The following is a 25,135-nucleotide window of genomic DNA, read 5'->3' as shown; positions in this document are numbered from 1 at the left end:
CTTGCGTCCACGTATGCCTGCGCGTAACTTCTTATACGTCGCCGCAAGACGCCAGGTCAGCGGCCCCAACACTCCAAGGAGGTGACCATGACCGCGACGCTCCGCCTCCGCGTGGACCAGCTCGCGAAGCTCCGCACGCTCGCCGGAATCACCACCGACGACGCCCTCGCGAAGCGAATGCGCATGGACCCCGCCACGGTCTCCCGCGTCCTGCGCGGCAAGCAGACCCCCGGACCCCGGTTCATCGCCGCGCTCGTCGACTGCTTCCCGGGATGGGACCTCGACGACCTGTTCGAGGTCATCCCTGCCGAGGACGCGGCCTGATGGCGCACCTGACGCTCGTCCGCCCGTTGGCGCCGACGCCGGACCCGGAGCCCGACCCGCCGGCCATCGCCGCCGCAGCCCCCGTCCACCTCATCCGCCTCGCGGCCTGATCAAGGAGAGCAACGTGAGCACCGACCTGATCCAGCACGCGTTCGGGGACCACACGGTCCGGACGCTCCTCGACGCGCACGGCGAGCCGCAGTTCGTCCTCGCCGACCTGTGCTCGGCGATCGGCATCGGCAACAGCCGGATGGTCGCCCAGCGACTCCACCCGGATGGTGTCAGCCAGGCTGACGTCATCGACTCGATGGGGCGCCGACAGCGAGCGACCGTCGTCACGGAGTCCGGGATGTTCGAGGTCGTCCTGCGCTCCGACTCCGACCGAGCTGCGCCCTTCCGGAAGTGGGTGACGACCGAGGTCCTCCCCACCCTCCGCAAGACCGGCTCATACGCCCTCGGCGCGCAGACCGCGGAGCAGCGAATCGCCCTCGCGGTGATCGAGGCGCAGGCGCTCCTCGCGGAGAAGGACGCGACGATCGCGGTCCTCACTCCCCCGGCCGCGGCATGGAACGCCCTCGCGGACTCCGCCGGGGACTACTCGATGCGGGACGCCGCGCAGATCCTGTCCCGAGACCCGGGCATCGAGATCGGTCAGAACCGGCTCGCGAAGCTCCTGCGTCAGATCGGGTGGATCGATCCGCGCGGGATCCCCTACCAGCACCACGTGCAGGTCGGCCGGCTGCGGTCGAAGCCGCAGACCCGGATCTCGCACCGCACCGGCGAGCGGGTGGCGTGCGAGCCGCAGGTGCGGATCACGCTCAAAGGCATCGAGGCGCTGCACGGACACCTGCACGGCCTCGCCCCGGTTCAGGCCGAGACCTCGCCGCTGGCGGTGGCGTCGTGACCGGGGGCGACCCGCTGCTGACCGTGCGGGAGGTCGCCGACCGTCTGCGTCTGAACCCGGAGACCGTCCGGGTCATGGCCCGCCGCGGGGAACTCGCGTCCGTCCGGGTCGGCCGGGGCAGGACCGCCGCCTACCGCTTCACCGCGTCGTCCATCGACGCGTACCTCGCGGGCCACAAGACCGCGGCCTGATCGAAACCAGCGGGGCCCGGACCAGTTTCCAGACCGGGGACCGGGCCCCACCGACGCAAGGAGAGTACCGATGACCCAGACCATCAAGCCGGGGCACCTCGCCCGTGCGATGCAGCGCCTGCGCCCCGCCCGCCCGCCGAAGCACCGCGCCCTCGTGGACCCGAACGGACTCACCGACGCCGACTACGCGGACGCCGCCGCCCGGATCGCGCGTGCCGAGGCCGCCCGCAGCGACCCGCTGCTGGACGTCGCCTTCGGCGCCGGAACCGTCGAGGACAACGGCCAGGCGGTGACTCGGTGACCTCCCACGACCAGCACCTCGCGAGCGACGCCGAGCGCGAACTCGCCCGCCGCGACGCGGCGCAGGACGAGGAGATCGCCCAGCTCGCCGAGGAGGCGATTCTCGCGGAGCCGTACGACCCGTGGGACCCGGAGGAGCACCACGACGACGGTTGGGAGGCGGCATGAAGCCCGTCGACGCGCGCGCCGGGAAGGTCTGCTCGAACTGCAACTACCGGCGCCAGATCGACAACCGGAAGCACTGCCCGTCGCGGACGTGCACGTGGTGGAAGTGCCTGCGCTGCGGGGCGTCCAACGACGAGGCCGGCCGGAACTCGGTGGTCGACCTGCAGGGCCGTTCGAAGAGGGGTGCGTGATGGCCACCTTCGACCTGACCCCCGACCAGCGCCTCGCTGCGGCCCGCGAGCACGTCGCTCACGCGGTCGCGCAGGCCGAGGTCGACGCGTCCGTCACCCAGACGCACGTCCCCGCGATCCGTGTCGAGGTCGCGGACCCGGTCCGCCGCTACGCCCTCGCGATGGCCGTCACCGACGGGCGGCCTCTGGGCCGCGAGGTCATCTACACCACCGGTCAGCCCACGGAGATCCTCACCGGCTGGTCCCGATTCGACCCGGCTGTCCAGGTGTCCCTGGTCGGCCCGACCCCCAGGAGCACGTCGTGAAGATCATCGAGCTGCACGCGGAGAACGTGAAGCGCCTCCGTGCCGTCCAGATCACCCCGGACGAGCACGTTCAGGTCATCACCGGGAAGAACGCGCAGGGCAAGTCGTCGGTCCTCGACGCGATCTGGCTCGCGCTGGGAGGCGGCGCCGCGTCGAAGGCGACCGCTCGCCCGGTCCGTGACGGGCAGGACACCGCGTCGGTGCGCCTGGACCTCGGAGAGTTCATCGTGACGCGGACGTGGGCGGGCGAGAAGTCCACGCTGCGGGTCGAGTCCGCCGAGGGGCAGCGCTTCACGTCCCCGCAGGCGGCGCTGGACAAGCTCGTCGGCCGGTTGAGCTTCGACCCGCTCGCGTTCACGCAGATGCCACCCAAGGCGCAGAGGGACGCCCTGCTGTCTCTGGTGGACCTGCCGTTCGAGCCCGCGGAGTTGGAGCGTCGCCGCGCCGAGGTGTTCGAGCGACGCACCGAAATCGGCCGGTACGTCAAGGAGCTCGAGGGTCAGCTTGCGGGCATGAACCCGGTGCCGGACGGGACCCCGGACGCTGAGGTGTCGGCCGCGGCGGTGGTGCAGGAGCTGCAGGCCGCCCGGCAGGTCATGGCGGAGAACGACGCGGTCCTGCAGGAGGCCGAGGCCGCGCAGAGCGCAAGGGAGCAGGCGCAGGCCGCTCTGACCCGCGCGCAGGAGCAGCTGGCCGCCGCGATCGAGACCGAGCGTGAGGTCGCGTGGCGGGTCGAGGCGATGCCGGACGCCCCGGACACGAGGGTGATCGAGGAGCGGCTCGCGTCGCTGGACGTTGTGAATGCCGCGGTCCGCGCGAAGGCCGCCCGCGCCGCGACCGTCGAGCACCTGACCGGCGCCCGCCAGGACGTCGCCGAGCTGACGGACACCCTCGCCTCGATCGACGAGGAGAAGGCGACCGGGCTGGCGCAGGCGCACTTCCCGATCGAAGGTCTGGGCTTCGACGCCGACGGCGTCACCTACCAGGGGGTGCCGTTCTCGCAGGCGTCCTCCGCCGAGCAGATCCGGGTGTCCCTCGCGATGGCGATGGCCCTGAACCCGAAGCTCCGCGTCATCCGGATCCTCGACGGGTCTCTGCTGGACGCCGACAGCCTCGCGCTGATTGAACAGATGGCGATCGACCAGGACTACCAGGTGTGGATCGAGCGGGTGTCCGACGGTTCCGGTGTCGGCATCGAGATCACCGACGGGCAGGTCGCGGCATGAGCGCCCTCACCGTCGCCGACCTCACGCCCGGTTCCCCCGCCTGGACCCGCCTGGTGACGGCGTCGAAGGTCGCCGCGATCTTCGGGGTCGCGAACCCGAACTACTCCTCGGCGCGCGCCCTGTGGCATGAGATGCGCGGCGACGTCCCGTGGGTCGAATCCGACCCGACGCCGGAGCAGGAGCGCGGGCATCTCCTCGAGCCCGCCGTGATCGAGTGGTGGCGTCGCCGGCACCCGGAGTACACCGCCCTCGACGAGCAGCACGTCGCGTTCCGCGAGGACCTGCCGTGGGCGATCGCCACCCCGGACGGCCTCGCGACCGGGCCCGTCGCTCCCCTCGCGGTCGTCGAGGCGAAGTCCGTGGGCCGCCCGGACGACGAGTGGGGCGAGCCTGGCACCGATCAGGTGCCGCCCCGGTACCTGCTGCAGGTGTTCTTCCAGATGCTGATGACCGGCGCCCGGGTCGCGTTCGTGCCCCGACTGGGTCCGTTCCTCGAATTCGAGGAGTTCGTCGTCGAGTACGACGAGGCGGTCGCCGCGGCGGTGGTCGCCCGGTGCAAGGAGTTCTACGACTCCCTGACCGGTGACGTGCCGCCCGCAATGGACGGGTCCCCGGCCACGTTCGCGGTCATCCGCCGCATGTACCCCGACCTGAACCCGGACGCCGAGGTGCAGCTCACCCCCGGCCTGGCCCGGTCGTTCGTCGAAACGAACCTCGCCGAGAAGGCCGCGATCGCCGAGCGCCGCCGGGTCGTCGGCCTGGTCCGCGAAGCGATGGGCACCGCCCGCATCGCGAAGTGCGGGGACGTGCCGGTCGCCCGCCGGCAGGGCGCCAAGGGCGGCATCAACGTCGTCTGCCTGGCCAAGTCCACCACCGAACTGCCCGCTGAGAGGAGCGCCGCAGCATGACCACCGACGTCGCCACCAGCGAGCGCCCGACGACCGCCCTGACCATCGGGGACGACCAGGCCCGGTTCACCTCGCAGCAGGTCGCCGTCCTCAACCACCTTGGTGTGCAGGGCGCGGACGACGACGACCTCGACGTGTTCTTCCACGTCGCCAAGCGCACCAAGCTCGACCCGTTCGCCCGGCAGATCTACATGATCGGGCGCAACACCTACGACCAGCGGCAGGACCGGTGGGTCACGAAGCAGACCATCCAGACCGGTATCGACGGCTACCGCCTGATCGGCCGTCGAGCCGCCGACGCTGCCAAGGTCCGGATCTCGGTCAACGCCCCGGAATGGGCACACGAGGACGGCAGCTGGCGACCGGTCTGGATGAAGGCATGGGGCTCTCCGGTCGCCGCCCGGATCACGATCACTCGCGACGGTGAGCCGTTCGTCGGGGTCGCCCTGTTCGAGGAGTACAAGCAGGTCAAGCGCAACGGCGATCTGACCTCGATGTGGGCTCAGCGCCCCGCCGGGCAGATCGCGAAGTGCGCCGAGGCTCTCGCCTGGCGGCTCGCGTTCCCCCAGGACCTCGCCGGGGTGTACGTCGAGGAGGAACTGCAGCACGCGGATCGTCAGGAGCCGGAGCAGCCGACCACGGGTGCAGGTGTTGCCGGTCTGCGTGACATCGTGCAGCCCGCCGCGGGGGCTCCGGCTGAGGACGAGCCGGTGGACGCCGAGATCGTTCCGGACTCGGCCGCCGGCCGCGACTGGGTCGCTGAGGCTGCGGCACTGGGCGACATCGACGACCTCAAGAATCTGTACGCCGAGGCCGGGCTCGCGGGTGCATCGCGTGATGACCTCGGGTTCATCGCACGTCGGGGCGTCGCAGTCGAGAAGGCCGCGGGTGAGCACTCGTGAGCCTTCCCACGCCGACGGATGTCGTGCTGCAGCTGTCCGACCTCGCCCGGGCTCTCGAAGCGAAGACCACGGAGATCGCCCGCCTGGACGAGGAAGCGGTCCGCGCGAAGTCCCGGTTCGAGGTGCAGTTCGCGCGCACGTTCCTGTCCTCGGACGGGTCCGTGGACTCCCGCAAGCAACAGGCCGTGCTGGCAACCGCCGACACGAAGCTGGACGCGGAGATCGCGGAGGCGAAGGTCCGGGCCGCCCGGGAGTCGATCCGCACGCTCCGGGACAGGCTCGACGTGGGCCGGTCCCTGAACGCCGCTGTCCGGGCCGAGTTCGCCGCGGGGGCGGTGGGGCAGCTATGACCGACCCGACCAGGAAGACCCGCGCGGAGGTCATCCGCCGTGACGGCGGGATGTGCGTGGTCACCGGCAGGCAGGTCGTCGACCCGGACACCCTGCTCCCGTTCGTGCAGTACAGCCTGCAGCACCGCCGGGCGCGAGGTGCTGGGGGCAGCAAGGACCCGGTGACGAACTCCGTCGTGAACCTCGTGCTCGTGGAGGGCACCGGCACCACGGGCGCGCACGGCCGCATCGAGTCGCAGCGCGAGTGGGCTCGCCGCCGCGGGTACGCGGTCCCGCAGTGGCAGGACCCCGGCACCGTCCCGGTCCTCCACCGGGTCCACGGGTGGTCGTGGATCCGCCCCGAGGGGTGGGTGCCGCTGACCCGCGACGAGCTGTGGCTGCAGGCAGCCGAGCGCCTCGCCGACGACGCCTCCGGGCTGTCGAAGGACGACCCCGCGTACACGCGCATGTCCATGGAGATCACCGCTCTGTACGGGCTGCTGGCTGAGGAGGCCGCGTGAGCGCCGCGGCCTACCTCGGGATCTCGGCGTGCGCGGCTTTGGAGCGAGCCAGGGCTTCTCGGAGCCGATCGACGATCGCCACGTCGTCCACGGTCCCTTGGTGCCAGCGCCGTAGCTCGAGGAGTGTCTGGATCAGCTCATCAGCCAGCTCCTCGTCGATGACCATTCCCTTGCGCATCTCGGGTCGAAGCGTTGCGTTGGCGTCTACTTGGTTCCTCTGGCGACGCCATGCCCTGTTGAGCCACGAGAAGCACAGCGCCTCGACCCCTGTTCCGACTGGGTCTGATTGGGCGGGCAGGTATGTGCGCCAGGCCTGCACCGCGCCAACCAGACCGATCTGTATCACCAGCATCCGCTCGCGATCTACCGGGGTCGGATTCAGCTGCTGCGCCCATGCCGCGACCTGTCCGAATGACTCGAGCTGCTTCTGCTCGAGCGCGAGTTCCCGTTCTCCCTTGAGCTGCTCGAGGAACTGTGCGCGGTCGTGGGCGAGCGTGCGGCGGAGCACCCAGATCGCTACGCCGATCGAGGCGAGTGCGCCGGCTACTGCGCCGACCCAACCGTCGAGCGCCACCTCCCAGAAGTCCACAGACCCGAACGTAGCGGAGTCGTGATGCCCGAGTACCCAATGCACCACCGCGACTTGTACCTCCCACCATCCCCCGCGCGGCCCGGGCTGCTGGCCCGGACCTGGGCTCGCCTGCGAGCTCTGCGCACGTACACGAGGACCCGCTGATGGCCGGCTACGCCCGCCGCGACCTGCGCTCGCGCCGGGCGGCCCTGGTGGACTCCAGCTCCTTCTTCCCGGCGGGGCTGAGCCGCTCCTCGAACCAGGCATCCGAGATCGCACCGCTCTCCCACAGAGCAAGAGCGGCTGCGATCTCACTGCCCGGGGCAAGGACGGCTTGGCGCCGTCTCGAGTGCCCGGGGAGCAGCCACCACCGCTCCGCCTTCGGAAGCGCCTTGGTCGAGCTGCTCACCTTCTCCATGGCCCACCGAGCCACGGCCTCGTTTTCCGACCACTCCGCCGCCGAGAAGGCGTGCACCTCTTCCATGAGCTTTGCCACGCCGCGGCCGATGTGGAGCCCGCGCCACCTCACCGCGGACAGCAGGAGTTCGTTGTGCGCGGCGGCGTGGATCCGTCCGATCCTCGCATGCCGGTCCTTCTGCGCAGCGTCCCGTCGCTCCGCTCTGCGGCTCAGGAAGAAGACACCGACCGCACTGGCCAGGGCGACCACAGCCGCCCCGGAGCTGGCGAAGAAGGACGTCCAGAACTGCGGCCAGTACACGTCACGCTCCCGTGGAGAAGTGTTCTCGGTGGTAGTCGGCGTGCGCCCAGTCGATGTCGTGCCCGGCCACCGTGCGCAGGTCGTAGAGCACCACCCCGTCGCTGAGGCGGTGGACCTTCCCGTCTGCGAGGTACAGGGCGCCCTTGTCGAACAGCACGTGGTCGTTCGGGCAAAGACACAGCACGTTCGACGTGACGTCGGGGCCCTGGTGCGGTGCGCCGAGAGCGCGGATGTGGGCGCCCTCCGCGTAGAAGCCGGCCGCGGTCTCGAGGCGGATCCCGCAGAACTGGCAGACGCCGTCGTGCTTGTCCTTGACCCACTGCGTGACCTTGCTGTTCCGCACCACACGCTGGATCACGCTGCGCACGCGGTCGGGGACTTCGGTGCCAGCCGGCGGTGCGGGCTTATCCCATGCGGCGCCGCCATCGGCACGTTCGAGAACGTAGCGCCAGATCAGCGGACCGTGCCGGGACGGCTCCTGCCAGTGCTCGGTGACGACGTACAGGCCGTCGTACCGGTACCCGGTCTCCGGCGAGTGCTTTTCGTCTCCGCCCTCACCGCGGATCACGCGGACGGGGTACCCGGCTTCTTCCGACCGTGCGAGCGCGAGGTTCCCCTTCACGAGCTCTTGGTCCTTGACCTGTACGCCCTTCTCCTGCCCGCCCTGTCCGGTGTAGACGATCCGGTCGCCGTAGTCGCGGTCGTCGACGTATCCGCCCGAGACCACGACCGCGTCCGCACCCTGGGCGGCGTTCCCAGAGATCCCATTCATCTCATGCCGGTGAAGGCCAGCGAGTCGAACCTCCGCCCTGCTCCCGAACGAGGAAGCGACGGGGTAGCCGGGGATCTCTCCGAACACGCTCGGTTGTGCCATGCGCAGCACGGTAGCGACCGCGTCCGAAACCGAGGTGCAGGTCAGCGCACCGTTCACCCGAAGGGACTGCGCAGCATGACGACTCCCCACCTCGACCCGGTCGCGCGCCCTCGACTTCGAGAGGCCTCCGCATGATGCGGGTCAGCGCGTTCACCGTCGTCCGGTCCGGGACGGTCACTCCCGACTACGAGAAAGACGAGCACTGGTTGTACCGCGCGGCCTGCGTGGACGAGCACCCCGAAGTCTTCGAACCGGACGACGACCACACCCCGACGGAAGCGGAGTGGGCGGTCCCGCGTGCGATCTGTTCCGCGTGCCCGGTGATCGAGGAGTGTCTCGCTGACGCGATGAAGACCGAGGCACAGGGTGCCCGGTACGGGATGCGTGGCGGGACGTCTCCGGACGAGCGCCGCACCCTGCACCGCCGCCGGTTGGCGCGAGCCCAGGTCGGTGCGGCATGACCGGGCCGGTCGCGCACCTGCCGGTGCGGTGGTCGGACATCGCGTCGATGCCCCCGTCCCCGCGCCGTGACGAACTCGCCTACGCGTGGAAACGCAGGACCCGGGACCACCGGGCCCGACGTGCGGCGGACAGCTTCACGGCCGCTGACATCCGTGCCGGGGCGGAGCTGGAACGCGCCGCCGCAGTGGCCCGGTACGACGACGACCCAGCGACGCTGTCCAGGCGTTGCAAGACCCTGCGGGAGGCATCGTGACCAGGGCCCTGTGCTACCCCAAGAACGACCCACCAGTGGACCTGGTGGAGATCGACGAGCACTCCCCCGCAGAGGACATCGCCGCGGCGCGTGCCCTGTGCGGTCGGTGCCCACTCCTCGAACGGTGCTCCCCGACGGTGAAGCGCATGAATGTCGCCGGGGTGGCCGGCGGGCTGACCCGCGCCGAGCGTGTCGTCTGGCAGGACCGACACCAGGTCACCGTGGTGGACGTCGACGTGATCGACGCGACGCCGGCACGGCAACTCACGGCCGCGATGCTCGACGGCCTGCCTGACCCCGCACCCGGGGACCTGCACCCCCGGGTACGCGATCTCGTCCTGCGGATGACCGAGGCCGGGATGACCGCCGACGAGATCGTCACCCTCCTGAACCGGGAGGACGTGACAGACCGCACCGTCAAATACCTCCGCCGCACCTACATGAAGGGCTGGGCTCGTGTCGCCTCGTGACCTGCGGATGCTCCCGCTGCGGTCCATCCGTCCCCATCCGCGTAACCCGAGAGTTGATCTCGGTGACCTGACCGAGCTGGCCGCGGACATCCGCGACAACGGCATCATCGAACCGTTGGTCGTCGTGCCCGGGTCCTGGGGCAAACCGGCCGGGGTGTGCGCCGACTGCGACGAGCAGGTGCGGCGCAACCCGACCGGGGTGCTGCAGGAGCACACCCACGACGGAATCCCCTGCCCTGGTGGGTCCGAGCCCGCCGGAGACGACTGGACGGTCCTGGCGGGGCACCGGCGCCGCCAGGCGTCGATCGCGGTGGGCCAGTGGGACGCGCCGTGCGTGGTCCGCACCGACCTGCGGTCCGTCGCCGACCAGGTCGGGGTGATGCTCCGCGAGAACGGGCACCGGCAGAACCTGACTCCGATCGAGGAGGCGCGCGGGTTCGAGCAGCTGACCCTCGAGGGCCTGACCGCGACCCGGATCGCGCAGCAGGTGAAGGTCTCGAAGAAGACCGTCGACCGGCGGCTCGCGCTCCTCGCCCTGTCTGAGGACGCGAAGAAGCAGCTGCACACCGGGGTGATGACCCTGGACGACGCCGAGGCGATGGTGAACCTGCCGCCGGCCGCCGCGAAGAAGGTCCTGCGGGTCGTGGGCACGAAGGAGTTCCGGCAGGAAGTCGCGTCGCAGCGGATCGGGACGGACGTGCCCACCGCGGTGGCCGCGGAGCTGCGCTCGGAGTTCGCTCACCCGTACCTCACCGGGACACGCCGACCACCACGCGACGCGCTCCCACGGCTGCGCAAGGGCGTGGTGGCCACGCTCGCCAGTCGGCTCCCCCGCACGGTGACCCGGACGTGGCTCGGCTCACTCGGGGTGTCCGACGCCGCCGACGTCGCGCGCGTTGACCCCGATCGCGCGCTCCTCGCCCTGGCCCTGGCGATCCAGTCCGACCCGGCTGGGCAGTACGAGCTGCTCAAGGTCCTCGGGTACGAGCTCTCCCCGGTCGAGATCGACCTCATCGAGAGCAACCGATGACCCGCCAGCACGGCCGCATCCTGACGGCGATCTGGGCCGACGAGGACTTCATCGCGCTGAACGTCGCCGCCCAGCGGATGTACCTGTTCCTGCTGTCCCAGCCTGATCTGTCCCACGCCGGGCTGCTGCCGATGCGTACTCGCCGGTGGGCGAAGAAGGTCAGCGGCGAAACCGTCGAGTCCGTGGAGGCGGCCCTGTCCGCGCTCGAAGGCGCACGTTTCGTCGTGCTCGACGAGGACACCGAGGAGGTCCTCCTGCGCACGTTCGTCCGCAATGACGGCGTGTGGAAGCAGCCGAAGGTGATGCTCCGGATGCGGGAGGACGCCGCTCAGATCGAGTCGGGGCGGCTGCGGGAGGCGTTCGCGGTTGAACTCGCGCGGCTACCGCTGGACGACTTGTCGAAGGCTCCTGGTGGGCGTGGTGGGGACCTCCCTTCACCGTTCGAGCAGGTCTCAGCCGTCGTGGACACCCTCCGCGAGGACTTCCGGGATGCCTTCCCGATGGGTACCGAGACCCCTTCGGGAAGCCCTGCGGTACCCCCTTACGTGCGCGGGGGCGCGCTCCCCCTTCCCCCTACCCCCGTCCCCCAGCCACCTACCCCCGTTCCGCCTACGGCGGCGGACGCCGATGCGCCCGCGTCGGCGCAGACGCTCATCGGTGAGTGGATCGACCACTGCGACGACCGTCCTCCGGGCCGGGTGATCGGCCAGCTGTCACGAGAGACGAAGACCCTCCTCGATGAGGGCATCCCGTTCGACGTGGTGCGCGCCGGGCTCGCCGAATGGCACCGCAAGGGCCTGCACCCCTCCGCGCTGGCGTCGGTCGTGCACGAGACCCGCCGCGGCCCGCGCCGCCTGTCCCCGACGGACGCGGCGATGGACGTCCTGGCGTTGGGTGCCGAGCTGCAGGCCGAGCACGACCGCCACCAGATCGGGGCGTGAGCGTGGACATCCAGCAGACCGCGCAGCTCCTCGCGCTCGTGCAGATCGGGGACAACCGCCGCGTCGACCGGGCGACCGTCTCCGCCTGGCACGACCTGGTGTGCGAACTCCCGATCGACGACGCACTCGAAGCAGTCCGGGCGCACCGACGTGAGACCACCGACTACCTGATGCCCGCGCACGTGATCGCAGGGGTGAAGCGCATCCGGGGTGCCCGGCTCGCTGCCGCGCCCCCACCCCTGCCGGACGTCGACCCCGACGACGTGGCCGCGTATCAGGCCCGCCGTCACCAGATGCTCGCGCAGATCGCGTCCGGGCAGACCAACCCCAACCAGATTGGAGCCTGACCATGGCCGGAGACACCGTGACCACGGTGATCGGAAATCTCACCGCCGACGTCGACCTCCGCTACACGCAGTCGGGCGCGGCTGTCGCCTCGTTCACGGTGGCGTCCACCCCGCGGTCCTTCGACCGTCAGACCAACGAGTGGAAGGACGGCGACACGCTGTTCATGCGCTGCTCGATCTGGCGCGAGGCAGCGGAGAACGTCGCCGAGTCCCTGACCAAGGGCATGCGGGTCATCGTGCAGGGCCGGCTGGTGCAGCGGTCCTACGAGACCCGTGAGGGCGAGAAACGCACCGTCGTCGAGCTGCAGGTCGACGAGGTCGGCCCGTCGCTGCGTAGCGCCTCGGCCAAGGTCACCCGGGCCCAGCGTCAGGGTGGTCAGCAGCAGGGCGGGTGGAGCGGCGGTCAGCAGCAGGGGCGTGACCCGTGGGCGTCCGATGGTGGGGCGTCCAGCTACTCCGACGTGCCTCCCTTCTGACATGGGCAGCGTCGAGGTGTTCGTGCCGGGGACCCCGGCACCGCAGGGTTCGAAGCGGTACCTCGGGAACCGGGGTGGTCGCGGGATCCTCGTGGAGTCGGCCAGCACGAAGGTGAAGTCCTGGCGTGCCGACGTCCGGGAAGCTGCGCAGGGCCTCGTTCCCGCCCCGGTCGAGGGCGCGGTGAGCGTGGAAATCTTGTTCCTCCTCGCTCGGCCTCGGTCGGTGCCCGTGGCGCGACGGCCGCTGCCGGTCGTGAAGCCGGACATCGACAAGCTCCTGCGTTCGACTCTCGACGCGCTCAAGTCCGCGGGGGTCTACGTGGACGACGCGCAGGTCGTGCACACCGACGTGACGAAGGCCTACGCCGATGGGCCGCACGCGGTCCCCGGCGCGCTGATCCGAGTCCACGCGGAGGCACTGCCGTGAGCCAGCCGGACATCTACGACCTGCTCGACCAGGACCCGACGGTTCCGGTCGTCGAGCTGACCGACACTGACCTCGGTGTCGTCGCCACCGTGACGTGGCCCCGACTGCGCGGCACCGGGCACACCACGCCCGGCAAGCGCCCGTACGCCACCGCGTGGCCCGAGCGGGTCCACGTCACCCGCCTCGCCGACCTGATCCGTGAGCACTGCCCGACCGCAGAGGTCTGGTGGCCCACCGGGTGCGAGTACCTGGCGATCAGGCAGGACGCGCGCGATGTCGTCGCCTACCCGGGCGACACGCTCGTGATCGCCGCCGGAGAGGTCACACGCACCACCACGCAGGAGCGCGACCAGTGAGCACCCGACGCCCGCCCTGCCCCCGCTGCGGACGCACCCACCACGCGGGCTACGCGCGGGCCGTGGGGCTGTTCGGGCCGTCCGAGGGCATCCGGTACCGCGCCCACTACCCCGACGCCCCAGAACGGCGCACACGAGCCGAGGCGGTGCAGGACATGTGCGACCGGTACGCGACCAAGGAGGACCAATGACCACCGAGTACGTCCGAGTCCGCGTCCGCCACGACGCGACCGACCACATGGCCCCATACGCCGACCAGGTCATCTCCGGCCCGATGCCCCGCGACCAGGCCGACCAGATCATCCGCGCCATGCCCAACGGCGGGCAGATGGAACTCATCCCCGCAGACACCCAACACGACGACACGAAGGAGAACGACCAGTGAGCACCATGGAGCACCCGAACCCGCCGCTTCCCCCGCTGACCGCCGAGGAGTTCAACGATGGCGCGGGCTACACGTACCGCGGCGTGCCGATCATCGAGAACGAGGGCGGCGACTGGGTCTTCGCATACGGGCACGTCGACCACGAGACGTTCGCAGACGCCGTCAGCGACTACGACGCCGAGGCGACCCTGTGCGACCCGACCGACCCAGACCAGGTCGAGCACCTGCACGCGATCACCCTCGTCGGGCCCGACGGCCCCGACGGGTGGTTCATCACATGGAGCGGCATCACTGCCGAGACGCCCGGTGCCTTCCCGATCACGGCGGTGACCCGATGACCGCCGCCGACCAGCCCACCGTCACGCTCGGCCTGCAAGTGTCGTTCGACTTCCGCGACGTGCTGAGCCGTGGCTATGCCGACCTGACCGAGCAGGACCGGTGGCGCAAGCGACAGGGGCACCACGACCTGCGGCGCAAGGTGTGGAGCAGCATGCGTGACCGCGGCGTGGCCGAGGCGTTCGGCCCGATGCCCCGGACCGGTGTCATCGTCGGTGCCAGATCGCTCCAGAACGGCACCACCGAGTACGAGCCGGACTACGGGACCGTTTTCGCCGGCGACGAGCGAGTGCCGGTCTACCTGATAGCCACCGGCATGCACGACGGGTTCGTCCGCCTGCGCCGCGCCGACGTCACCCCGCAGACCGAGGAGGGCCGAGCATGAGCACCGACCAGACCACGCCGACCGACAAGAACCGCGCATCTGCACTCACGGACGCAGAGGTGGCTGATCGGCAGCCCCGCCTCGGCGGCGACAAGGCGTGCAGCAACCCGGCCTGTCCGCTCCGATACGCACACCGAGGCCCGTGTGCACCGACCATCGACCAGCCCACGCCGCGCGTCGGCGACGCCTACGCCGCGTTCAAGGCCCTCCGCGACCACGTGTTCACAGCCTCGGAGGGCACTGACCTGTCCCGGGCCGGTGTCGATGACGTGACGCAGCACCTCTGGGACGCGGGCTACAGGCCCCGCCCGGACGCCCCGCACCCGGCCCCGGAGGACGGTGACGCCGTGGAGCGGGCGGCACGGGCGTGGTCCGACTACCCGCTGGTCTGCGATGGCTACGAGCCGATGAGTGACCCAGGCTGGCGCGACTACTGGGGCTCACCGGTGAGCGACAGGCTGCGGGCTCGCATCGCTGCCATGCTCGCTGCTGCCGGGCTGCTGGCGACAGCCGAGCCGACCGTCGTGCGCGTGCATTACGGCGACAGCGAGGCGCACGCGAGGTCGTTCAACGAGGGGTTCGAGACCGCGGTCGCCCAGAGCCTCGCGGATGACCCGGCCCTCGCGCAGGAGTGGCTCGCCGAGCACGACGCGCAGGTTCGACGCGACGCCTGTGATGCCCTCCAGCAACTCCGGGGCGGCGACATCGAGCAGGAGTACATCGATCACGTTGTCACCGGGTGTGAATCGTGAGCTCCGTGTCGCGCGCGCTCCGTCAACGACACCTGATTCGCACAACCCCTCAGCCTGTTTGCGGCACGTACAACACTCAGCGGTTGTCGAGAGCCAGACTGCGAGATGCGCGCTCAAAGCCGATGGTCGGAGCCGGGAGTGAGGCAGCATGACGGAACCTCCACACGACCCATCCGCAGAGGCAGCGGTCCTCGGTGCCGTGCTGCGGTCACCAGCAGCCTTGACCGAGGTCGCGCCTCTCCTGGCCGGGGACGACTTCTACCGGCCAGCGCACGAGCAGATCTGGGAGGCGATCACCTCCCTCGCCGACGCCGGAACTGGCGTGGACCCGATCACCGTCGCGGACTTCATGGCCCGTGCCGGGACACTCGAGAACGCAGGCGGGATCGTTCGCCTCCACGACCTGATCGCCGGGGTCCCGACGACGTCGAACGCCGGGTTCTACGCGCACATCGTCCGGGACATGGCCGCGCGGCGCAGGCTCGTGGCGGCGTCGACCCGGATCGCCCAGGTCGCGTCCGGGATGGAAGGCACCCCGGAGGATGTCGCGTCCGCGGCGATGGCCGAACTCGCCGCCGCCGCTCGTCCGGATCCAAGCGCCGAGCGCACGAGCATCGGGGACGTGATTGACGCAGTCCTCGAAGACCTAGAGATCCCACCGGACGAGACGGACGCGATCCAGTGGCCGTGGCGGGATCTCGGGCTCTCGATGCGTCCAATGTCGTGCGGGCAGCTGATCCTGTTCGCCGGCCGCCCCGGTTCTGGGAAGTCCGTGGCCCTGGTCGACGTCGCCCGGGACGCTGCACTGCGGCAAGGGAAGACCGTGCTCCTGCACACCCTCGAGATGAGCCGCGACGAAGTGATCTGGCGGATCCTCGCCGCCGAGGCGCGCATCCCGCTGTCCGCGGTCCTGTCCCGGTCTCTGAGCGCGGAGCACTGGGAGCGCATCGCACAGGCCCGAGCAGCGTTCGAGGGCGCCCCGCTGCACATCGTGGACACCCCGAACCTGACCACCGCGGACCTGCGCGCGTCGATCGACCGTCTCCACCCCGACCTGGTCGTCATCGACTATGTCCAGCTCGGCACCGTGAACCCGCGTCCCGAACGCCGCGTCGCGCTCGAGGAGTACATCCGCAACCTCAAGCTCGTCGCGAAGGCGGCCGGCGTGCCGATCCTGACCGCGGCGCAGCTCGGTCGCGGACCGGAGATGCGCACCGACCACACCCCCCAGCTGTCCGACCTACGCGAGACCGGGTCGCTGGAGCAGGACGCGGACGCCGTGGTGCTGCTGTTCCGCCCGGACTACTACGAGCCGGAGTCCGCCCGGGCGGGTGAGGTCGACATGATCGTCGCGAAGCAGCGCAACGGCCCGACCGGGACGGTCACGCTCTGCCACCAGCTGCACTACTCCCGGTTCGTGGACATGGCCGCCTGAGTTCTGTGTGACACATCCCTCCGCACGATGCGGGCATGGGAAGACCCCCGGACGGCACGGAGCCCCGCACCGAGACCGTCACCACCCGTTTCACCCCGACCGGCCACCTGCTGATGAACATCGCGCGGGGCCGTAAGTCCCGTTCCGCGTACATCCGTGGGCTCGTCGCCGAAGACGTCGCCCGCCGAGGCATCCGACTCAAGGAGCACTGATGGACTCCACCCACAACACCCGAGGCAGGGCGAAGCTCCGCCTGCTTCCGGAAGACCTCTCCGAGATCCTCGATCTCCCCGAGCACACCCATGTGGTCGCGGTGCAGACCGAGATCGACCCGCTCTCGATCAAGATCCTGATCGAGGGCCCCGGACTCCCGGAGTGCGTCCCCGGGACCGAGGCGCCGTACCTGCACCGGACCATCGAGCAGACGTCCCCCACCACCCAGACCGTGCGATGGGCGTGATGGGTACCTACGCCGCGAACACCGACGTCTCGTCGGATCGGTCCCGGTCCGAGATCGAACGCACCCTCATCCGATACGGCGCCACCTCGTTCTCCTACGGGTGGGAAGGGGGCAGGGCCGCCATTCAGTTCGTGAAGGACGGCAAGCGCATCCGGTTCACCCTCCCGCTGCCCGACCGCAACGACCGCGAGTTCACCCACCACTCCCGCGGCGCCCGGACCGCGTCGGCCGCGGAGAGCGCCTACGAGCAGGCATCCCGGCAGCGGTGGCGCGCTCTCGCATTGGTCGTGAAGGCGAAGCTCGAGGCCGTCGAAGCCGGGATCACGACGTTCGAGGAGGAGTTCCTCGCGCACCTCGTTCTGCCGTCCGGGACCTCGGTGTTCGACTCCGTGGCCCCGGCGATCGAGCTCGCGTACGCAACGGGCGACACCCGACCGCTGCTGCAGATCGGTGGTGCGGCGTGAGGGTCCTGACCGTGAAGCAGCCGTGGGCGTGGGCGATCATCCACGGTCAGAAAGACGTCGAGAACCGCGTCCAGTCGCTCGGCCGGTACCGCGGGCCCGTCGCGATCCACGCCGGGGCATCGTTCGCTCCCGAGGCTTGGCGAAGCCCGGTCCTGGCGGAGGTCGCTCGCCGCTTCGGGATTTCCCGCGAGACGGCCGTCGGTCTAGATCTGCCGACAAGGTGCGTAATCGGCGTCGTCGACCTCGTGGACGAGCACCGAGGGCACAACAGCGAGATGGACCGCCTCCGCGCCGTCCGCTCGTGCTTCCGGCCCGGGGTGCCCTACGGCCCGTGCTCGCCCTGGGCCATGTCGGACCACCACCACCTCGTGCTGGCGAACCCGCGCCCGCTCCCCCGCCCGATCCCCGCGACCGGTCGACTTGGGCTCTGGCGACCGGACGACGCGCTGCTGGCAGCGACCCGCGAGCAGCTCAGGGAGGTGGCGTGATGGAGGATGAGACCCAGGGCTTGTCGCCCCAGATCAACGGCCCCAGTTCGGGCCGAATCAGCTTGAGCTCGTTCAACATACCCAGGCGACGCTGCTTGAGCCTGATTCTCCCGATCAGAGGGTGCCAGATCAGATCAGTGACCAACTCGGACGACGTCGTAGCCGCGTTCTCCAGGAACAAGTCAGACGGATTTGCGTCAGGCTCGCTCCTTTGCCACATCGTCAGAGTCCGCAGAGCTCGAGCCAGGTCCACGTGCTCCTCTACAGGACGGCGCGGCAGGCGTGCCAGTAGCGCCGTTGTTCGAAGTTCACGAAGCTTCGCGTCGAACCCCGGGGGTTGGCTCTGGAATCGCCCCGTGTCAACGACATGCAGCGCGGCAAGCACAGCGGCCCTCGCTGCCCGACGTTCTTTGCGCACGTCGAGCAGCCTCGTCAGCACGCTGCCCGCGCCGAAGGCTGTCGCTAAAGCCGCGACGGTGCCGACCCATCCGTACTCCATGGCTGGCAGCATCCCACGCTCGGCGGTGCGGGCGTGAGGTGGTCCAAGGTCGACGACCGCCTCGGGGATCACCCGAAGTGGCTCGCCGACCATGACCGGACTCGCTGCTGTCCGCTGCATGAGCCCTGCCACGCGGACGTGCCGCTGGAACTGGCGAACTCAGGACAAAGTACCAAGGACGGTAGCGGCTGCTGTCAGAGTGAATCCGGCGATGACCCAGAAGAGGTCCCACCCGGCTCCATTGAGTTCCTCGCCTAGATCGCCCCACGCGGCGTTCTCGGTGTTGAAGTCGAGGATCGTCTTGGCCGCGTTCTTACGCTCAGCGATCAGGGCTTGTTGCCGAGCCTGCTCCTTCCTGAGCCGGCGGTAGATGCGAGCCGCCCCGAGAGCCGGAAGAGCGGCTCCTGCGAGGGCGAGAGTGATCACGATTGCTGTCATGCCGGGCACGGTACGGGTACGGGACCTGGCACTTCGCGCGGCGTCGGCGTCGGTGGGCGACTACTCGACAATGCGACCGCGGACCTGAACCGCACCCGGATGCTCGCGGAGGCCGCAATCGCCCGGGCCGCCGGCCGGTAGCCCACGGCGTAAATGTCAGACACAACACCCGGCCGTCTGCCAGCATCAGGCCATGAGACTGAACCCCCCGATTTCACCAGAGCCACCCGACGACCTCTGGTCCTGGCTCAACGCCAACGGCGGCACGATCACCACGATCGCCACCGTCATCACCGCGCTCGTCGCGATCGGCGCGCTCATCGCGGCAGCACGCGACAGCCGCGAACGGTCCCGCCCCTACCTCGCGGCCGAGCTGTTCCCCGCGCCGAGGTCGAACGTCACAGTCGTGTTCCGGGTCTTCAACTTCGGCAGCACGGTCGCCCGCGACGTCCAAGTCACCTTCGACCCACCGATCGAAGCCACCGCCGAAGACGACCCCGCACGGCACATCCGCCTCCGCTACGAACCGGTCATCCCGCACCTCAACCCGGGCCAGGCCCTCAACAACACCTGGCAGACCTTCGCGGCACGCGGGAAGATCAGCACCGCGCCGGACGCGTGCACGGTCACGATCAAGTACAAGGGCTCAGGTCGACGGACCCACACTGACACCTACACGCTGCAACTCGACGCCATCACCCACGAGACCGAGTCCGTGTCGTCCGACTCCGAACTCGGCGCCATCCGCAGAATCGCCAAGTCACTCGAGGCGCTCGTCGCGAAGTAGCACCCCCCACCGGACACTCCGAGGGCGACCACGCGCACACCGTGGACCCCGAACCCGTGGGAGAACCGCTCATGGCCCGGCCGACCGCACCCATCGAGTGCACCAAGTGCGGGCAGACCCATCGAGACCACCTCGGTCACCCCGGCTGCACCGGCCACATTTCGTCCGGGCCCCGCAAGGGTGAGCCGTGCACGAAGTCCCGGCGGGTAGGTCAGGAGGTGTGCGACTCGCACGGGGGTCGCGCACGGCAGAACGTGAAGGCCGCGACGAGGCGCCGGCAGGAGGAAGCGGCGGAGGTCGCGGTCCGGACCCTGGGGCTGCCGGTGGACGTGTCCCCGACGGACGCCCTCCTCGAGGAGGTCCGGTGGACAGCCGGTCACGTCCAGTGGCTGCGTGCCCGGGTGCAGGAGCTCGAGGACGGCATGACCGTGTCCGGGTTCGGGGCGGACAACGCGGCGACCCGGCACCCCCTGGTGTGGGGGACGACGAAGGTCGTCGACCGAGGCTCGGGTGAACACCAGGGGGTCGATGAGACGGAGTCGGCCAGCCCATCGATCTGGTACGACCTGTATGCGAAGGAACGCGCGCACCTCGTCGTCGTGTGCCGGGAAGCGATCAAGGCCGGTGTCGAGGAACGACGGGTCCGGCTCGCCGAGCAGCAGGGGGAACTCGTCGCCGGAGCCATCCGCGCCATCCTCGCCGACCTTGGGCTGACGCCTGAGCAGCAGGCGAAGGTGTCCGAGGTCGTGCCCCGGCACTTGCGGTTGCTCGCAGGGACGGCCGCATGAATGTGGCGACCTCAGGGCGAGGGGTAGGGGCCAAGCTGCCGGAATCCCGGCGTCCCGAGCTTCGTCTCCCACGTGACGCGAGCCCTCGCGCGGATGGTCGGGTACGCGATATAGAGCACTCCCGCGTCTCCCTCGGCAGCGACCTCAGCCTGATACTGGCTCCGGGCTTGAAGTGCAATCTCGGACGAATCGAACTCCACCGCCCCTCCGGCTCGCACTTCGTCGTGCGCGACGACGTAGCGCTCCCCTCGGATCGTGAACACCACCTCGGCCCGGTACGCCGTAGTGGAGCCCGCATTGCGAAGCACCACGGTGCGTTCATCGGGCGAGGCGAACTCCCATTCGACGTCAGATCGCTCGAGGTGTCGCTGTTCTCTCGCCGTTTCGAGGTCGACCGACGCCTTCGCAGCCGCTGCGGAGTCATCGGCTGCGTCCGCCGCACGCTTCGAGTCGCGCCGCGCGACCATTGCGACCACCAGCGCCCCGAGCGCCACAACCACACCTGCGATGCTGCCAATACCCGAGAGGTCCACGACGTGAAGGTAGCCGCCCGGCGTGGTTCCGTGTGACGGAACTGGCATGGGCTGAGCACGCCGCCCGCATGTTCGAGCCCGCGCCCCCGCCCCGCTGGGCCACGCCCGGGCAGCTCGCCCAGCACATCGACCTCACCGTGAAGCAGACCCCTGCACTCGACCTGATCGACGAGGCGCTGGTCGAGGCATTCACCACCCCTGACTCACGGGTGATCATCGCGATGCCCCCGCAGGAGGGGAAGTCGCAGCGCGCGTCCCGGTGGTTCCCGCTGTGGGCGCTCCTGCAGAACCCGGAGCTGCGGATCGCCGTCGCGTCGTACGAGCACGGGGTTGCCCGCCGGTGGGGCCGCACCATCCGTGACGACATCACCTCGAACGCCGCCGACCTCGGCCTGACCATCCGACCGGATCTTTCCGCGCAAGCCGAATGGCAGCTCGACCGTCACCAGGGCGGCGTGTACTCCGTCGGCGTCGGCGGGGCGCTCACCGGGCGCCCCGTGGACTTGATGATCATCGACGATCCGTTCAAGGGCCACGAGACCGCGGACTCCCTGACCATCCGAGAGGCAGTGTGGGAGTGGTGGACCGGCACGGTCGCGACCCGGTTCTCCCCCGGCGCCCCCGTGGTCCTGATCCAGACCCGGTGGCACGAGGACGACCTCGCCGGCCGCCTCCTCAAGGGCGAGACCGCCGGACGGTGGAAGGAGATCAGCATCCCCGCTCAGTGCGAGGACCCCACCACCGACCCCCTCAGCCGCACCACGGTCGGGGAGTTCATGGTGTCCGCGCAGGGCCGCACCCAGGAGCAGTGGGAGATCCGCAAGTCCGAGCAGACCGCACGGTCCTGGGCGGCCCTGTACCAGCAGCACCCCACCCCGGTGGAGGGCGCGGTCTGGAAGTCCCCGTGGATCGAGACGAACCGAGGGAAGACCGGCGACTTCCACCACCGCGCCGCGAAGATCATCGTCGGCGTCGACCCAGCAGCCACCTCGAAGACCACATCCGACGAGACCGGGATCGTCGTCGTCGGGATGGACCGCGACGGCGTCGGGTGGGTCCTCGACGACCGGTCAGGTCGCGGCACCCCGATCGAGTGGGCGTCGCGGGTGTGGAACGCCGTCCTCGACTGGGGCGCGACCGAAGTCGTCGTGGAGGACAACCAGGGCGGGGAGATGGTGCTGGAGGTGATGCGGACGGCGTGGCGTTCCGTCGCACGCAACGCCGGGCGTCTCCCCCCACCCGTCCGCCGGGTGCACGCCACCCAGTCCAAGCGCACCCGCGCGGAGTCCGTGGCCGCGTTCTACGAGATCGGACGGGTCCGGCACGCCGCCGACGGCACCGACCGCCTCGCGACCCTCGAAGCGCAGATGATCAGCTGGACCGGGACCGGGGACTCTCCCGACCGGATCGACGCGATGGTCCACGCCCTCACCGCGCTGTTCCTCCCGCAGCACTCCGACGGGTCGATCGGGACCGCACCGACCGGGCGAACACGGTGGGCAGGGATGCGCGGTCGCTGAATGCACGTGTCAGACAGTGCGTCCGGCCTCCGTCACCTCGGCGATCGAGGCGTAGATGTCCTGTCCTGGTTTCGACCTAAGCGCAGCGATGAACAGCTGCATCGCGTTCTCGCGGACGGTGTCGTCGTTCAAGAACGGATCGAAAGTGGTCCGGCTGAGGTTCGGGCGCTTCGTATCGAGCGCTTGCGCCTGCAGCGAGAGCCTGGCTCGGAGCACATCCTCATTCTGTGGAATCTGCGCCAGGTACTGGAGCGCGCGCTGGTAGACCTGCCAGGCATAGTCCTGCTCGACTTCAGCCAAACTTCGTTCATTGCGAGATCTCGGCATGCGGCTCCCATCGGCACGGAGAGCCTCGGACTGAGGGGACTCCGGCAGTCCGGCTGGTACCCCATTCGCCACCATGGCCCGGCCAGGCAGTCGACCCTCGGGAGCACCAGTGCGAGACCACATCCAGGACCAGTGGGCCCCACTCGCTCACATCCCCGAGATCGCGGACAACACCCGACCCGTCGGCGCCCCGACCTGGATCGACCTCGTCGACGTCCGCCGCCTCACCGCGTACCGGGTGCTGTCGGCCTACCGGGAGAACACCCGCCGGTACTGGCTGCCCGACGCGATGTGGACCGGGGATTTCCGCAAGCGCGGCGAGGAGTTCGTGGTCGGTGACCCACAGGCCGCGAACTACCGGGAGTACGGCGACGCCGCCCTGCTGGTGGACACGGCCCGGGCGCTGCTGCTCGGCGACGACCAGGTCATCACGCTCCCCGACGACGCTCCGGAGCAGGTAAAGACCTGGCTGACTGAGTGGGCGGTCAAGGAGCGCCTGAACCAGAAGCTCCTCGAGGGCGAGGAGAACAGCATCGGCGACGGGGACGGCGTCTACGTCCTCGGGTGGTCCACCACGAAGCAGCGCCCGACGCTGCGGGTGTACGACCCCGGGTTCTACTTCCCCGACACCCTGACCGTCGTTCCCGGGTGGGATGACGACGAGTTCGCCCCGATCGTGCACGTCGCGTGGGAGTGGACGGACAACGACGGCAAGGACTGGATCCGCAGGCAGACCTGGCAGCTGACCCGGCTGGAGACCTCGGTGTCCGCGCCGTGGGGCGGGACCCGGGCGTGGACGTGCCTGTACCGGCAGGTCGACTACGACGCGTCCGAGCGCCTCCCGAACACCACCGTGTACTCCCCCGAGCTCACCAGGACGCCGCACCGTCGGGTCCTGACAGGTGACCCGGACGGTGACGGGTGGGTCGACATGGCGATCGACTTCATCCCCGTCGTGCACGTCCCGAACGACGCCGCCACGAAGCGCACCTTCGGCACCTCGCTGCTGACCCGGATCGCGCAGATCCTCGACGACATCGGAAACACCGACACCGACCTTGCCGCCGCGTCCCAGACCGCCGCGCCGGCGCTCGTGACGACAGGTGTCCCGGCCGGTGGCCTGACGGGTGGGCCGGGTGAGCAGTGGGGTCTGCCCGCCGACGCCACCGCCGGGTTCCTCGACACATCGAAGAACCTGACCGCGCTGCGGGAGTTCGACAAGGACCTCCTCGACCGGCTCGCCACGAACTCCCGCCTCGCCCTTGCCCTGCTCGGCCGGGTCCAGCCCAACGACGTGCCGTCCGGGTACGCGCTGCAGCTCGGGTTCCAGCCCGCCCGGTCCCTGCTCCGTGAGATGCGGACCGTCCGCGACGAGAAGTACCCACTGATCTTGCGGTTCGCGATGCGCATCGCCCAGGCCGCCGGGATCCTGCCCGCCGGGGCGACCCCCAGCGCCACGATCGAGCTGGGCACGTCGATGCCCTCCGACCTGCCCGCCGCGATCGACACCGTGAAGGACCTCCTCCCGGTCCACGGGATCTCCACCGGGACCGCGGTGAAGGTCCTCGTCGCCGCCGGGCTCCCGATCGACGACGCGCAGGCCGAAGTCGACGCGATCAAGACCGAGTGGTTCGACCAGGCGGTCAAGCTCGTCGAGGCGACCGGGAACGCCGCGGCCGCCGCGCAGATGCTCGGGATTCAGCCCGCCACCACCGGCACCGAGGCGACCGAGTGAGCTGGGCAGCGACCGCGGCGGGCGGCGAGGTGCACGTCCTGCCGGTCAACGACACCGTGGCGCACGAGCACACCGACGCGTGCGTGTGCGGGCCGACCACCGAGCCGGTCCCGCGCCCGGACGGATCCTTCGGGTGGCTCATCACCCATGATGCCCTCGACGGACGCGAGCACGCCGAACGGGGCGAGACGATCCCGAGCGAGGCACCGTGAACGACGTCGTCATCGAGGCCGTCCACGACGACAAGAGCATCACCGACTACCCGATCCACCCCAACCGGCTCGTCTTCCACTGGTCCCCCACGAGCCGCCGCCAGCAGATCGAGGAGCGGGGACTGCGCATCCGGTCCCTGTCCCTGCACGCCCCGATCCGCTACCCGATGGTGTGCTTCGCCCCCGACCCACTGTCCGCATGGTCGATGTCCGGCGGCACCTTCGTCATCGACGGTGAGGACAGCTGGGACCTGTGGGGTGTGTACGCAGGCGACCTCCGGTACGGGTTCGAGGTCATCCCGAACGACGACGCCACGATCCGCGAGCTCCGCGTGTACCGGTCCGTCCCAGCCGACGCCGTGCACCTCGTGGGTTCCCGCAGCGCGTGACACCCCCGGCG

At 69.9% G+C, this 25,135-nt stretch carries 44 protein-coding genes; 37 read left to right on the top strand and 7 right to left on the bottom strand.

The annotated features are described in order from the left end of the window. The first annotated feature begins 87 nt into the window (after positions 1-87). The 12 genes from HGK68_RS06075 (at position 88) to HGK68_RS06020 (ending at position 6,266) form a co-directional block, all read left to right on the top strand. Positions 88-324 carry a helix-turn-helix transcriptional regulator gene (locus HGK68_RS06075; protein ID WP_169165154.1) on the top strand — a complete coding sequence of 79 codons (237 nt, stop codon included), beginning with the start codon at positions 88-90 and terminating at the stop codon, positions 322-324. Positions 325-448: 124 nt separating this feature from the next. Further along, positions 449-1,228, top strand: a complete 780-nt coding sequence (locus HGK68_RS06070) for a phage antirepressor (RefSeq protein WP_169165153.1) — start codon at positions 449-451, stop codon at positions 1,226-1,228. Next, a complete protein-coding gene (locus HGK68_RS06065) occupies positions 1,225-1,419 on the top strand; it encodes a helix-turn-helix domain-containing protein (protein ID WP_169165152.1) in 195 nt (64 codons plus the stop codon). The genes HGK68_RS06070 and HGK68_RS06065 overlap by 4 nt, the downstream gene beginning before the upstream one ends. Before the next feature lie 70 nt (positions 1,420-1,489). After that, complete coding sequence (locus tag HGK68_RS06060) at positions 1,490-1,720, top strand: hypothetical protein (protein WP_169165151.1); 231 nt, start codon at positions 1,490-1,492, stop codon at positions 1,718-1,720. Continuing rightward, positions 1,717-1,887, top strand: a complete 171-nt coding sequence (locus HGK68_RS06055; protein ID WP_169165150.1) for a hypothetical protein — start codon at positions 1,717-1,719, stop codon at positions 1,885-1,887. Before HGK68_RS06060 ends, HGK68_RS06055 begins: the two co-directional genes overlap by 4 nt. Beyond that, entirely contained in the window at positions 1,884-2,075 is a 192-nt protein-coding gene (locus HGK68_RS06050) for a hypothetical protein (protein WP_169165149.1), read from the top strand. The genes HGK68_RS06055 and HGK68_RS06050 overlap by 4 nt, the downstream gene beginning before the upstream one ends. Continuing rightward, a complete protein-coding gene (locus HGK68_RS06045) occupies positions 2,075-2,380 on the top strand; it encodes a hypothetical protein (protein WP_169165148.1) in 306 nt (101 codons plus the stop codon). Before HGK68_RS06050 ends, HGK68_RS06045 begins: the two co-directional genes overlap by 1 nt. Beyond that, positions 2,377-3,606, top strand: coding sequence for an AAA family ATPase (locus tag HGK68_RS06040; protein ID WP_169165147.1), 1,230 nt, complete (start codon positions 2,377-2,379; stop codon positions 3,604-3,606). The genes HGK68_RS06045 and HGK68_RS06040 overlap by 4 nt, the downstream gene beginning before the upstream one ends. Then, the gene (locus tag HGK68_RS06035) at positions 3,603-4,514 is read left to right on the top strand and encodes a YqaJ viral recombinase family protein (RefSeq protein ID WP_169165146.1); all 912 of its coding nucleotides are present in this window, start codon (positions 3,603-3,605) and stop codon (positions 4,512-4,514) included. The genes HGK68_RS06040 and HGK68_RS06035 overlap by 4 nt, the downstream gene beginning before the upstream one ends. Beyond that, positions 4,511-5,416 carry a phage recombination protein Bet gene (gene bet, locus HGK68_RS06030; RefSeq protein WP_169165145.1) on the top strand — a complete coding sequence of 302 codons (906 nt, stop codon included), beginning with the start codon at positions 4,511-4,513 and terminating at the stop codon, positions 5,414-5,416. Before HGK68_RS06035 ends, bet begins: the two co-directional genes overlap by 4 nt. Further along, positions 5,413-5,766 (top strand): hypothetical protein, encoded by a 354-nt coding sequence (locus HGK68_RS06025; RefSeq protein WP_169165144.1) that lies wholly within the window; start codon positions 5,413-5,415, stop codon positions 5,764-5,766. The genes bet and HGK68_RS06025 overlap by 4 nt, the downstream gene beginning before the upstream one ends. Beyond that, positions 5,763-6,266: a hypothetical protein gene (locus tag HGK68_RS06020; RefSeq protein WP_169165143.1), complete on the top strand. Its 504-nt coding sequence runs from the start codon at positions 5,763-5,765 to the stop codon at positions 6,264-6,266. Before HGK68_RS06025 ends, HGK68_RS06020 begins: the two co-directional genes overlap by 4 nt. Before the next feature lie 10 nt (positions 6,267-6,276). On the opposite strand, the gene HGK68_RS06015 is transcribed toward HGK68_RS06020, so the two are convergent. From HGK68_RS06015 to HGK68_RS06005, 3 genes are all read right to left on the bottom strand, one after another. Then, positions 6,277-6,855, bottom strand: a complete 579-nt coding sequence (locus HGK68_RS06015) for a hypothetical protein (protein WP_169165142.1) — start codon at positions 6,853-6,855, stop codon at positions 6,277-6,279. A gap of 154 nt (positions 6,856-7,009) precedes the next feature. Next, on the bottom strand, positions 7,010-7,555 hold the full coding sequence (locus tag HGK68_RS06010) for a hypothetical protein (protein ID WP_169165141.1): 546 nt from the start codon (positions 7,553-7,555) through the stop codon (positions 7,010-7,012). A gap of 1 nt (position 7,556) precedes the next feature. Then, positions 7,557-8,429 carry a YDG/SRA domain-containing protein gene (locus HGK68_RS06005; protein ID WP_169165140.1) on the bottom strand — a complete coding sequence of 291 codons (873 nt, stop codon included), beginning with the start codon at positions 8,427-8,429 and terminating at the stop codon, positions 7,557-7,559. Between the two features lie 131 nt (positions 8,430-8,560). Here HGK68_RS06005 and HGK68_RS06000 point away from each other — a divergent pair, with 131 nt between their 5' ends. The 19 genes from HGK68_RS06000 (at position 8,561) to HGK68_RS05910 (ending at position 17,896) form a co-directional block, all read left to right on the top strand. Then, positions 8,561-8,890 carry a WhiB family transcriptional regulator gene (locus HGK68_RS06000; RefSeq protein WP_169165139.1) on the top strand — a complete coding sequence of 110 codons (330 nt, stop codon included), beginning with the start codon at positions 8,561-8,563 and terminating at the stop codon, positions 8,888-8,890. Then, positions 8,887-9,144, top strand: a complete 258-nt coding sequence (locus HGK68_RS05995) for a hypothetical protein (RefSeq protein ID WP_169165138.1) — start codon at positions 8,887-8,889, stop codon at positions 9,142-9,144. Before HGK68_RS06000 ends, HGK68_RS05995 begins: the two co-directional genes overlap by 4 nt. Beyond that, positions 9,141-9,614: a WhiB family transcriptional regulator gene (locus HGK68_RS05990; protein WP_169165137.1), complete on the top strand. Its 474-nt coding sequence runs from the start codon at positions 9,141-9,143 to the stop codon at positions 9,612-9,614. The genes HGK68_RS05995 and HGK68_RS05990 overlap by 4 nt, the downstream gene beginning before the upstream one ends. Continuing rightward, positions 9,601-10,644 (top strand): ParB/RepB/Spo0J family partition protein, encoded by a 1,044-nt coding sequence (locus tag HGK68_RS05985; protein ID WP_169165136.1) that lies wholly within the window; start codon positions 9,601-9,603, stop codon positions 10,642-10,644. The genes HGK68_RS05990 and HGK68_RS05985 overlap by 14 nt, the downstream gene beginning before the upstream one ends. Further along, positions 10,641-11,585, top strand: coding sequence for a hypothetical protein (locus HGK68_RS05980; protein ID WP_169165135.1), 945 nt, complete (start codon positions 10,641-10,643; stop codon positions 11,583-11,585). The genes HGK68_RS05985 and HGK68_RS05980 overlap by 4 nt, the downstream gene beginning before the upstream one ends. After that, a complete protein-coding gene (locus HGK68_RS05975) occupies positions 11,582-11,932 on the top strand; it encodes a hypothetical protein (RefSeq protein ID WP_169165134.1) in 351 nt (116 codons plus the stop codon). Before HGK68_RS05980 ends, HGK68_RS05975 begins: the two co-directional genes overlap by 4 nt. 2 nt (positions 11,933-11,934) lie before the next feature. Beyond that, positions 11,935-12,408, top strand: a complete 474-nt coding sequence (locus tag HGK68_RS05970; RefSeq protein WP_169165133.1) for a single-stranded DNA-binding protein — start codon at positions 11,935-11,937, stop codon at positions 12,406-12,408. A 1-nt stretch (position 12,409) separates the two neighbouring features. Beyond that, positions 12,410-12,835 (top strand): RusA family crossover junction endodeoxyribonuclease, encoded by a 426-nt coding sequence (locus tag HGK68_RS05965; RefSeq protein WP_169165132.1) that lies wholly within the window; start codon positions 12,410-12,412, stop codon positions 12,833-12,835. Further along, positions 12,832-13,191 (top strand): hypothetical protein, encoded by a 360-nt coding sequence (locus HGK68_RS05960; RefSeq protein ID WP_169165131.1) that lies wholly within the window; start codon positions 12,832-12,834, stop codon positions 13,189-13,191. The genes HGK68_RS05965 and HGK68_RS05960 overlap by 4 nt, the downstream gene beginning before the upstream one ends. After that, positions 13,188-13,382 carry a hypothetical protein gene (locus HGK68_RS05955; RefSeq protein WP_169165130.1) on the top strand — a complete coding sequence of 65 codons (195 nt, stop codon included), beginning with the start codon at positions 13,188-13,190 and terminating at the stop codon, positions 13,380-13,382. The genes HGK68_RS05960 and HGK68_RS05955 overlap by 4 nt, the downstream gene beginning before the upstream one ends. Beyond that, positions 13,379-13,576 (top strand): hypothetical protein, encoded by a 198-nt coding sequence (locus HGK68_RS05950; RefSeq protein WP_169165129.1) that lies wholly within the window; start codon positions 13,379-13,381, stop codon positions 13,574-13,576. Before HGK68_RS05955 ends, HGK68_RS05950 begins: the two co-directional genes overlap by 4 nt. Positions 13,577-13,581: 5 nt before the next feature. Continuing rightward, a complete protein-coding gene (locus HGK68_RS05945; protein WP_169165128.1) occupies positions 13,582-13,914 on the top strand; it encodes a hypothetical protein in 333 nt (110 codons plus the stop codon). Next, positions 13,911-14,297 (top strand): hypothetical protein, encoded by a 387-nt coding sequence (locus tag HGK68_RS05940; protein WP_169165127.1) that lies wholly within the window; start codon positions 13,911-13,913, stop codon positions 14,295-14,297. Before HGK68_RS05945 ends, HGK68_RS05940 begins: the two co-directional genes overlap by 4 nt. Beyond that, positions 14,294-15,049, top strand: a complete 756-nt coding sequence (locus HGK68_RS05935) for a hypothetical protein (RefSeq protein ID WP_169165126.1) — start codon at positions 14,294-14,296, stop codon at positions 15,047-15,049. Before HGK68_RS05940 ends, HGK68_RS05935 begins: the two co-directional genes overlap by 4 nt. Positions 15,050-15,197: 148 nt before the next feature. Continuing rightward, the gene (locus HGK68_RS05930; RefSeq protein ID WP_169165125.1) at positions 15,198-16,484 is read left to right on the top strand and encodes a replicative DNA helicase; all 1,287 of its coding nucleotides are present in this window, start codon (positions 15,198-15,200) and stop codon (positions 16,482-16,484) included. A 35-nt stretch (positions 16,485-16,519) separates the two neighbouring features. After that, a complete protein-coding gene (locus tag HGK68_RS05925; protein ID WP_169165124.1) occupies positions 16,520-16,696 on the top strand; it encodes a hypothetical protein in 177 nt (58 codons plus the stop codon). Further along, positions 16,696-16,944 carry a hypothetical protein gene (locus HGK68_RS05920; RefSeq protein WP_169165123.1) on the top strand — a complete coding sequence of 83 codons (249 nt, stop codon included), beginning with the start codon at positions 16,696-16,698 and terminating at the stop codon, positions 16,942-16,944. The genes HGK68_RS05925 and HGK68_RS05920 overlap by 1 nt, the downstream gene beginning before the upstream one ends. Next, positions 16,944-17,408, top strand: coding sequence for a hypothetical protein (locus tag HGK68_RS05915; RefSeq protein WP_169165122.1), 465 nt, complete (start codon positions 16,944-16,946; stop codon positions 17,406-17,408). Before HGK68_RS05920 ends, HGK68_RS05915 begins: the two co-directional genes overlap by 1 nt. A gap of 11 nt (positions 17,409-17,419) precedes the next feature. Next, positions 17,420-17,896 carry an ASCH domain-containing protein gene (locus HGK68_RS05910; RefSeq protein WP_169165121.1) on the top strand — a complete coding sequence of 159 codons (477 nt, stop codon included), beginning with the start codon at positions 17,420-17,422 and terminating at the stop codon, positions 17,894-17,896. On the opposite strand, the gene HGK68_RS05905 is transcribed toward HGK68_RS05910, so the two are convergent. Both HGK68_RS05905 and HGK68_RS05900 read right to left on the bottom strand, forming a co-directional pair. After that, positions 17,880-18,395 carry a hypothetical protein gene (locus HGK68_RS05905; protein ID WP_169165120.1) on the bottom strand — a complete coding sequence of 172 codons (516 nt, stop codon included), beginning with the start codon at positions 18,393-18,395 and terminating at the stop codon, positions 17,880-17,882. The genes HGK68_RS05910 and HGK68_RS05905 overlap by 17 nt on opposite strands. A 159-nt stretch (positions 18,396-18,554) precedes the next feature. Then, positions 18,555-18,833, bottom strand: coding sequence for a hypothetical protein (locus tag HGK68_RS05900; protein WP_169165119.1), 279 nt, complete (start codon positions 18,831-18,833; stop codon positions 18,555-18,557). A gap of 193 nt (positions 18,834-19,026) precedes the next feature. Between HGK68_RS05900 and HGK68_RS05895 the strand changes: the two genes are divergently transcribed. Together HGK68_RS05895 and HGK68_RS05890 are read left to right on the top strand one after the other, a co-directional pair. Continuing rightward, positions 19,027-19,620, top strand: coding sequence for a COG1361 family protein (locus HGK68_RS05895; RefSeq protein ID WP_169165118.1), 594 nt, complete (start codon positions 19,027-19,029; stop codon positions 19,618-19,620). Positions 19,621-20,021: 401 nt separating this feature from the next. Beyond that, entirely contained in the window at positions 20,022-20,408 is a 387-nt protein-coding gene (locus tag HGK68_RS05890; protein ID WP_169165117.1) for a hypothetical protein, read from the top strand. 11 nt (positions 20,409-20,419) lie between these two features. On the opposite strand, the gene HGK68_RS05885 is transcribed toward HGK68_RS05890, so the two are convergent. Beyond that, positions 20,420-20,941: a hypothetical protein gene (locus tag HGK68_RS05885; protein ID WP_169165116.1), complete on the bottom strand. Its 522-nt coding sequence runs from the start codon at positions 20,939-20,941 to the stop codon at positions 20,420-20,422. A gap of 68 nt (positions 20,942-21,009) precedes the next feature. Here HGK68_RS05885 and HGK68_RS05880 point away from each other — a divergent pair, with 68 nt between their 5' ends. Further along, entirely contained in the window at positions 21,010-22,461 is a 1,452-nt protein-coding gene (locus tag HGK68_RS05880; protein WP_169165115.1) for a phage terminase large subunit family protein, read from the top strand. A 9-nt stretch (positions 22,462-22,470) separates the two neighbouring features. Here the strand turns inward: HGK68_RS05880 and HGK68_RS05875 are convergent, their stop codons facing one another. Continuing rightward, complete coding sequence (locus HGK68_RS05875) at positions 22,471-22,761, bottom strand: hypothetical protein (RefSeq protein ID WP_169165114.1); 291 nt, start codon at positions 22,759-22,761, stop codon at positions 22,471-22,473. Positions 22,762-22,897: 136 nt separating this feature from the next. On the opposite strand from HGK68_RS05875, the gene HGK68_RS05870 reads away from it, so the two are divergent. From HGK68_RS05870 to HGK68_RS05860, 3 genes are read left to right on the top strand one after another with little or no spacing between them, the layout of a single operon-like run. Further along, positions 22,898-24,523, top strand: coding sequence for a hypothetical protein (locus HGK68_RS05870; protein ID WP_169165113.1), 1,626 nt, complete (start codon positions 22,898-22,900; stop codon positions 24,521-24,523). Further along, complete coding sequence (locus tag HGK68_RS05865; protein ID WP_206155812.1) at positions 24,520-24,735, top strand: hypothetical protein; 216 nt, start codon at positions 24,520-24,522, stop codon at positions 24,733-24,735. The genes HGK68_RS05870 and HGK68_RS05865 overlap by 4 nt, the downstream gene beginning before the upstream one ends. Beyond that, a complete protein-coding gene (locus tag HGK68_RS05860; protein WP_169165112.1) occupies positions 24,732-25,124 on the top strand; it encodes a hypothetical protein in 393 nt (130 codons plus the stop codon). The genes HGK68_RS05865 and HGK68_RS05860 overlap by 4 nt, the downstream gene beginning before the upstream one ends. Positions 25,125-25,135: the final 11 nt, after the last annotated feature.

The sequence above is a fragment of the Cellulomonas taurus genome, from assembly GCF_012931845.1.
GTDB lineage: Bacteria > Actinomycetota > Actinomycetes > Actinomycetales > Cellulomonadaceae > Cellulomonas > Cellulomonas taurus.
Note: the sequence above shows the minus strand (reverse complement) of the source record. Positions and strands in the feature narration are given on the sequence as shown.

Bases quoted from the DNA above. Each gene is read 5' to 3' on its own strand.
- HGK68_RS05905 (WP_169165120.1), bottom strand. From the start codon at position 18,395: ATGGAGTACGGATGGGTCGGCACCGTCGCGGCTTTAGCGACAGCCTTC.
- HGK68_RS06005 (WP_169165140.1), bottom strand. From the start codon at position 8,429: ATGGCACAACCGAGCGTGTTCGGAGAGATCCCCGGCTACCCCGTCGCT.
- HGK68_RS06045 (WP_169165148.1), top strand. From the start codon at position 2,075: ATGGCCACCTTCGACCTGACCCCCGACCAGCGCCTCGCTGCGGCCCGC.
- HGK68_RS05925 (WP_169165124.1), top strand. From the start codon at position 16,520: ATGGGAAGACCCCCGGACGGCACGGAGCCCCGCACCGAGACCGTCACC.
- HGK68_RS05930 (WP_169165125.1), top strand. From the start codon at position 15,198: ATGACGGAACCTCCACACGACCCATCCGCAGAGGCAGCGGTCCTCGGT.
- HGK68_RS06050 (WP_169165149.1), top strand. From the start codon at position 1,884: ATGAAGCCCGTCGACGCGCGCGCCGGGAAGGTCTGCTCGAACTGCAAC.
- HGK68_RS06060 (WP_169165151.1), top strand. From the start codon at position 1,490: ATGACCCAGACCATCAAGCCGGGGCACCTCGCCCGTGCGATGCAGCGC.
- HGK68_RS05880 (WP_169165115.1), top strand. From the start codon at position 21,010: ATGTTCGAGCCCGCGCCCCCGCCCCGCTGGGCCACGCCCGGGCAGCTC.
- HGK68_RS05980 (WP_169165135.1), top strand. From the start codon at position 10,641: ATGACCCGCCAGCACGGCCGCATCCTGACGGCGATCTGGGCCGACGAG.
- HGK68_RS05940 (WP_169165127.1), top strand. From the start codon at position 13,911: ATGACCGCCGCCGACCAGCCCACCGTCACGCTCGGCCTGCAAGTGTCG.
- HGK68_RS05900 (WP_169165119.1), bottom strand. From the start codon at position 18,833: ATGACAGCAATCGTGATCACTCTCGCCCTCGCAGGAGCCGCTCTTCCG.
- HGK68_RS05920 (WP_169165123.1), top strand. From the start codon at position 16,696: ATGGACTCCACCCACAACACCCGAGGCAGGGCGAAGCTCCGCCTGCTT.
- HGK68_RS05895 (WP_169165118.1), top strand. From the start codon at position 19,027: ATGAGACTGAACCCCCCGATTTCACCAGAGCCACCCGACGACCTCTGG.
- HGK68_RS05970 (WP_169165133.1), top strand. From the start codon at position 11,935: ATGGCCGGAGACACCGTGACCACGGTGATCGGAAATCTCACCGCCGAC.
- bet (WP_169165145.1), top strand. From the start codon at position 4,511: ATGACCACCGACGTCGCCACCAGCGAGCGCCCGACGACCGCCCTGACC.
- HGK68_RS05995 (WP_169165138.1), top strand. From the start codon at position 8,887: ATGACCGGGCCGGTCGCGCACCTGCCGGTGCGGTGGTCGGACATCGCG.
- HGK68_RS06075 (WP_169165154.1), top strand. From the start codon at position 88: ATGACCGCGACGCTCCGCCTCCGCGTGGACCAGCTCGCGAAGCTCCGC.
- HGK68_RS05950 (WP_169165129.1), top strand. From the start codon at position 13,379: ATGACCACCGAGTACGTCCGAGTCCGCGTCCGCCACGACGCGACCGAC.
- HGK68_RS06035 (WP_169165146.1), top strand. From the start codon at position 3,603: ATGAGCGCCCTCACCGTCGCCGACCTCACGCCCGGTTCCCCCGCCTGG.
- HGK68_RS06000 (WP_169165139.1), top strand. From the start codon at position 8,561: ATGATGCGGGTCAGCGCGTTCACCGTCGTCCGGTCCGGGACGGTCACT.
- HGK68_RS05935 (WP_169165126.1), top strand. From the start codon at position 14,294: ATGAGCACCGACCAGACCACGCCGACCGACAAGAACCGCGCATCTGCA.
- HGK68_RS05965 (WP_169165132.1), top strand. From the start codon at position 12,410: ATGGGCAGCGTCGAGGTGTTCGTGCCGGGGACCCCGGCACCGCAGGGT.
- HGK68_RS05915 (WP_169165122.1), top strand. From the start codon at position 16,944: ATGGGTACCTACGCCGCGAACACCGACGTCTCGTCGGATCGGTCCCGG.
- HGK68_RS05945 (WP_169165128.1), top strand. From the start codon at position 13,582: ATGGAGCACCCGAACCCGCCGCTTCCCCCGCTGACCGCCGAGGAGTTC.
- HGK68_RS06020 (WP_169165143.1), top strand. From the start codon at position 5,763: ATGACCGACCCGACCAGGAAGACCCGCGCGGAGGTCATCCGCCGTGAC.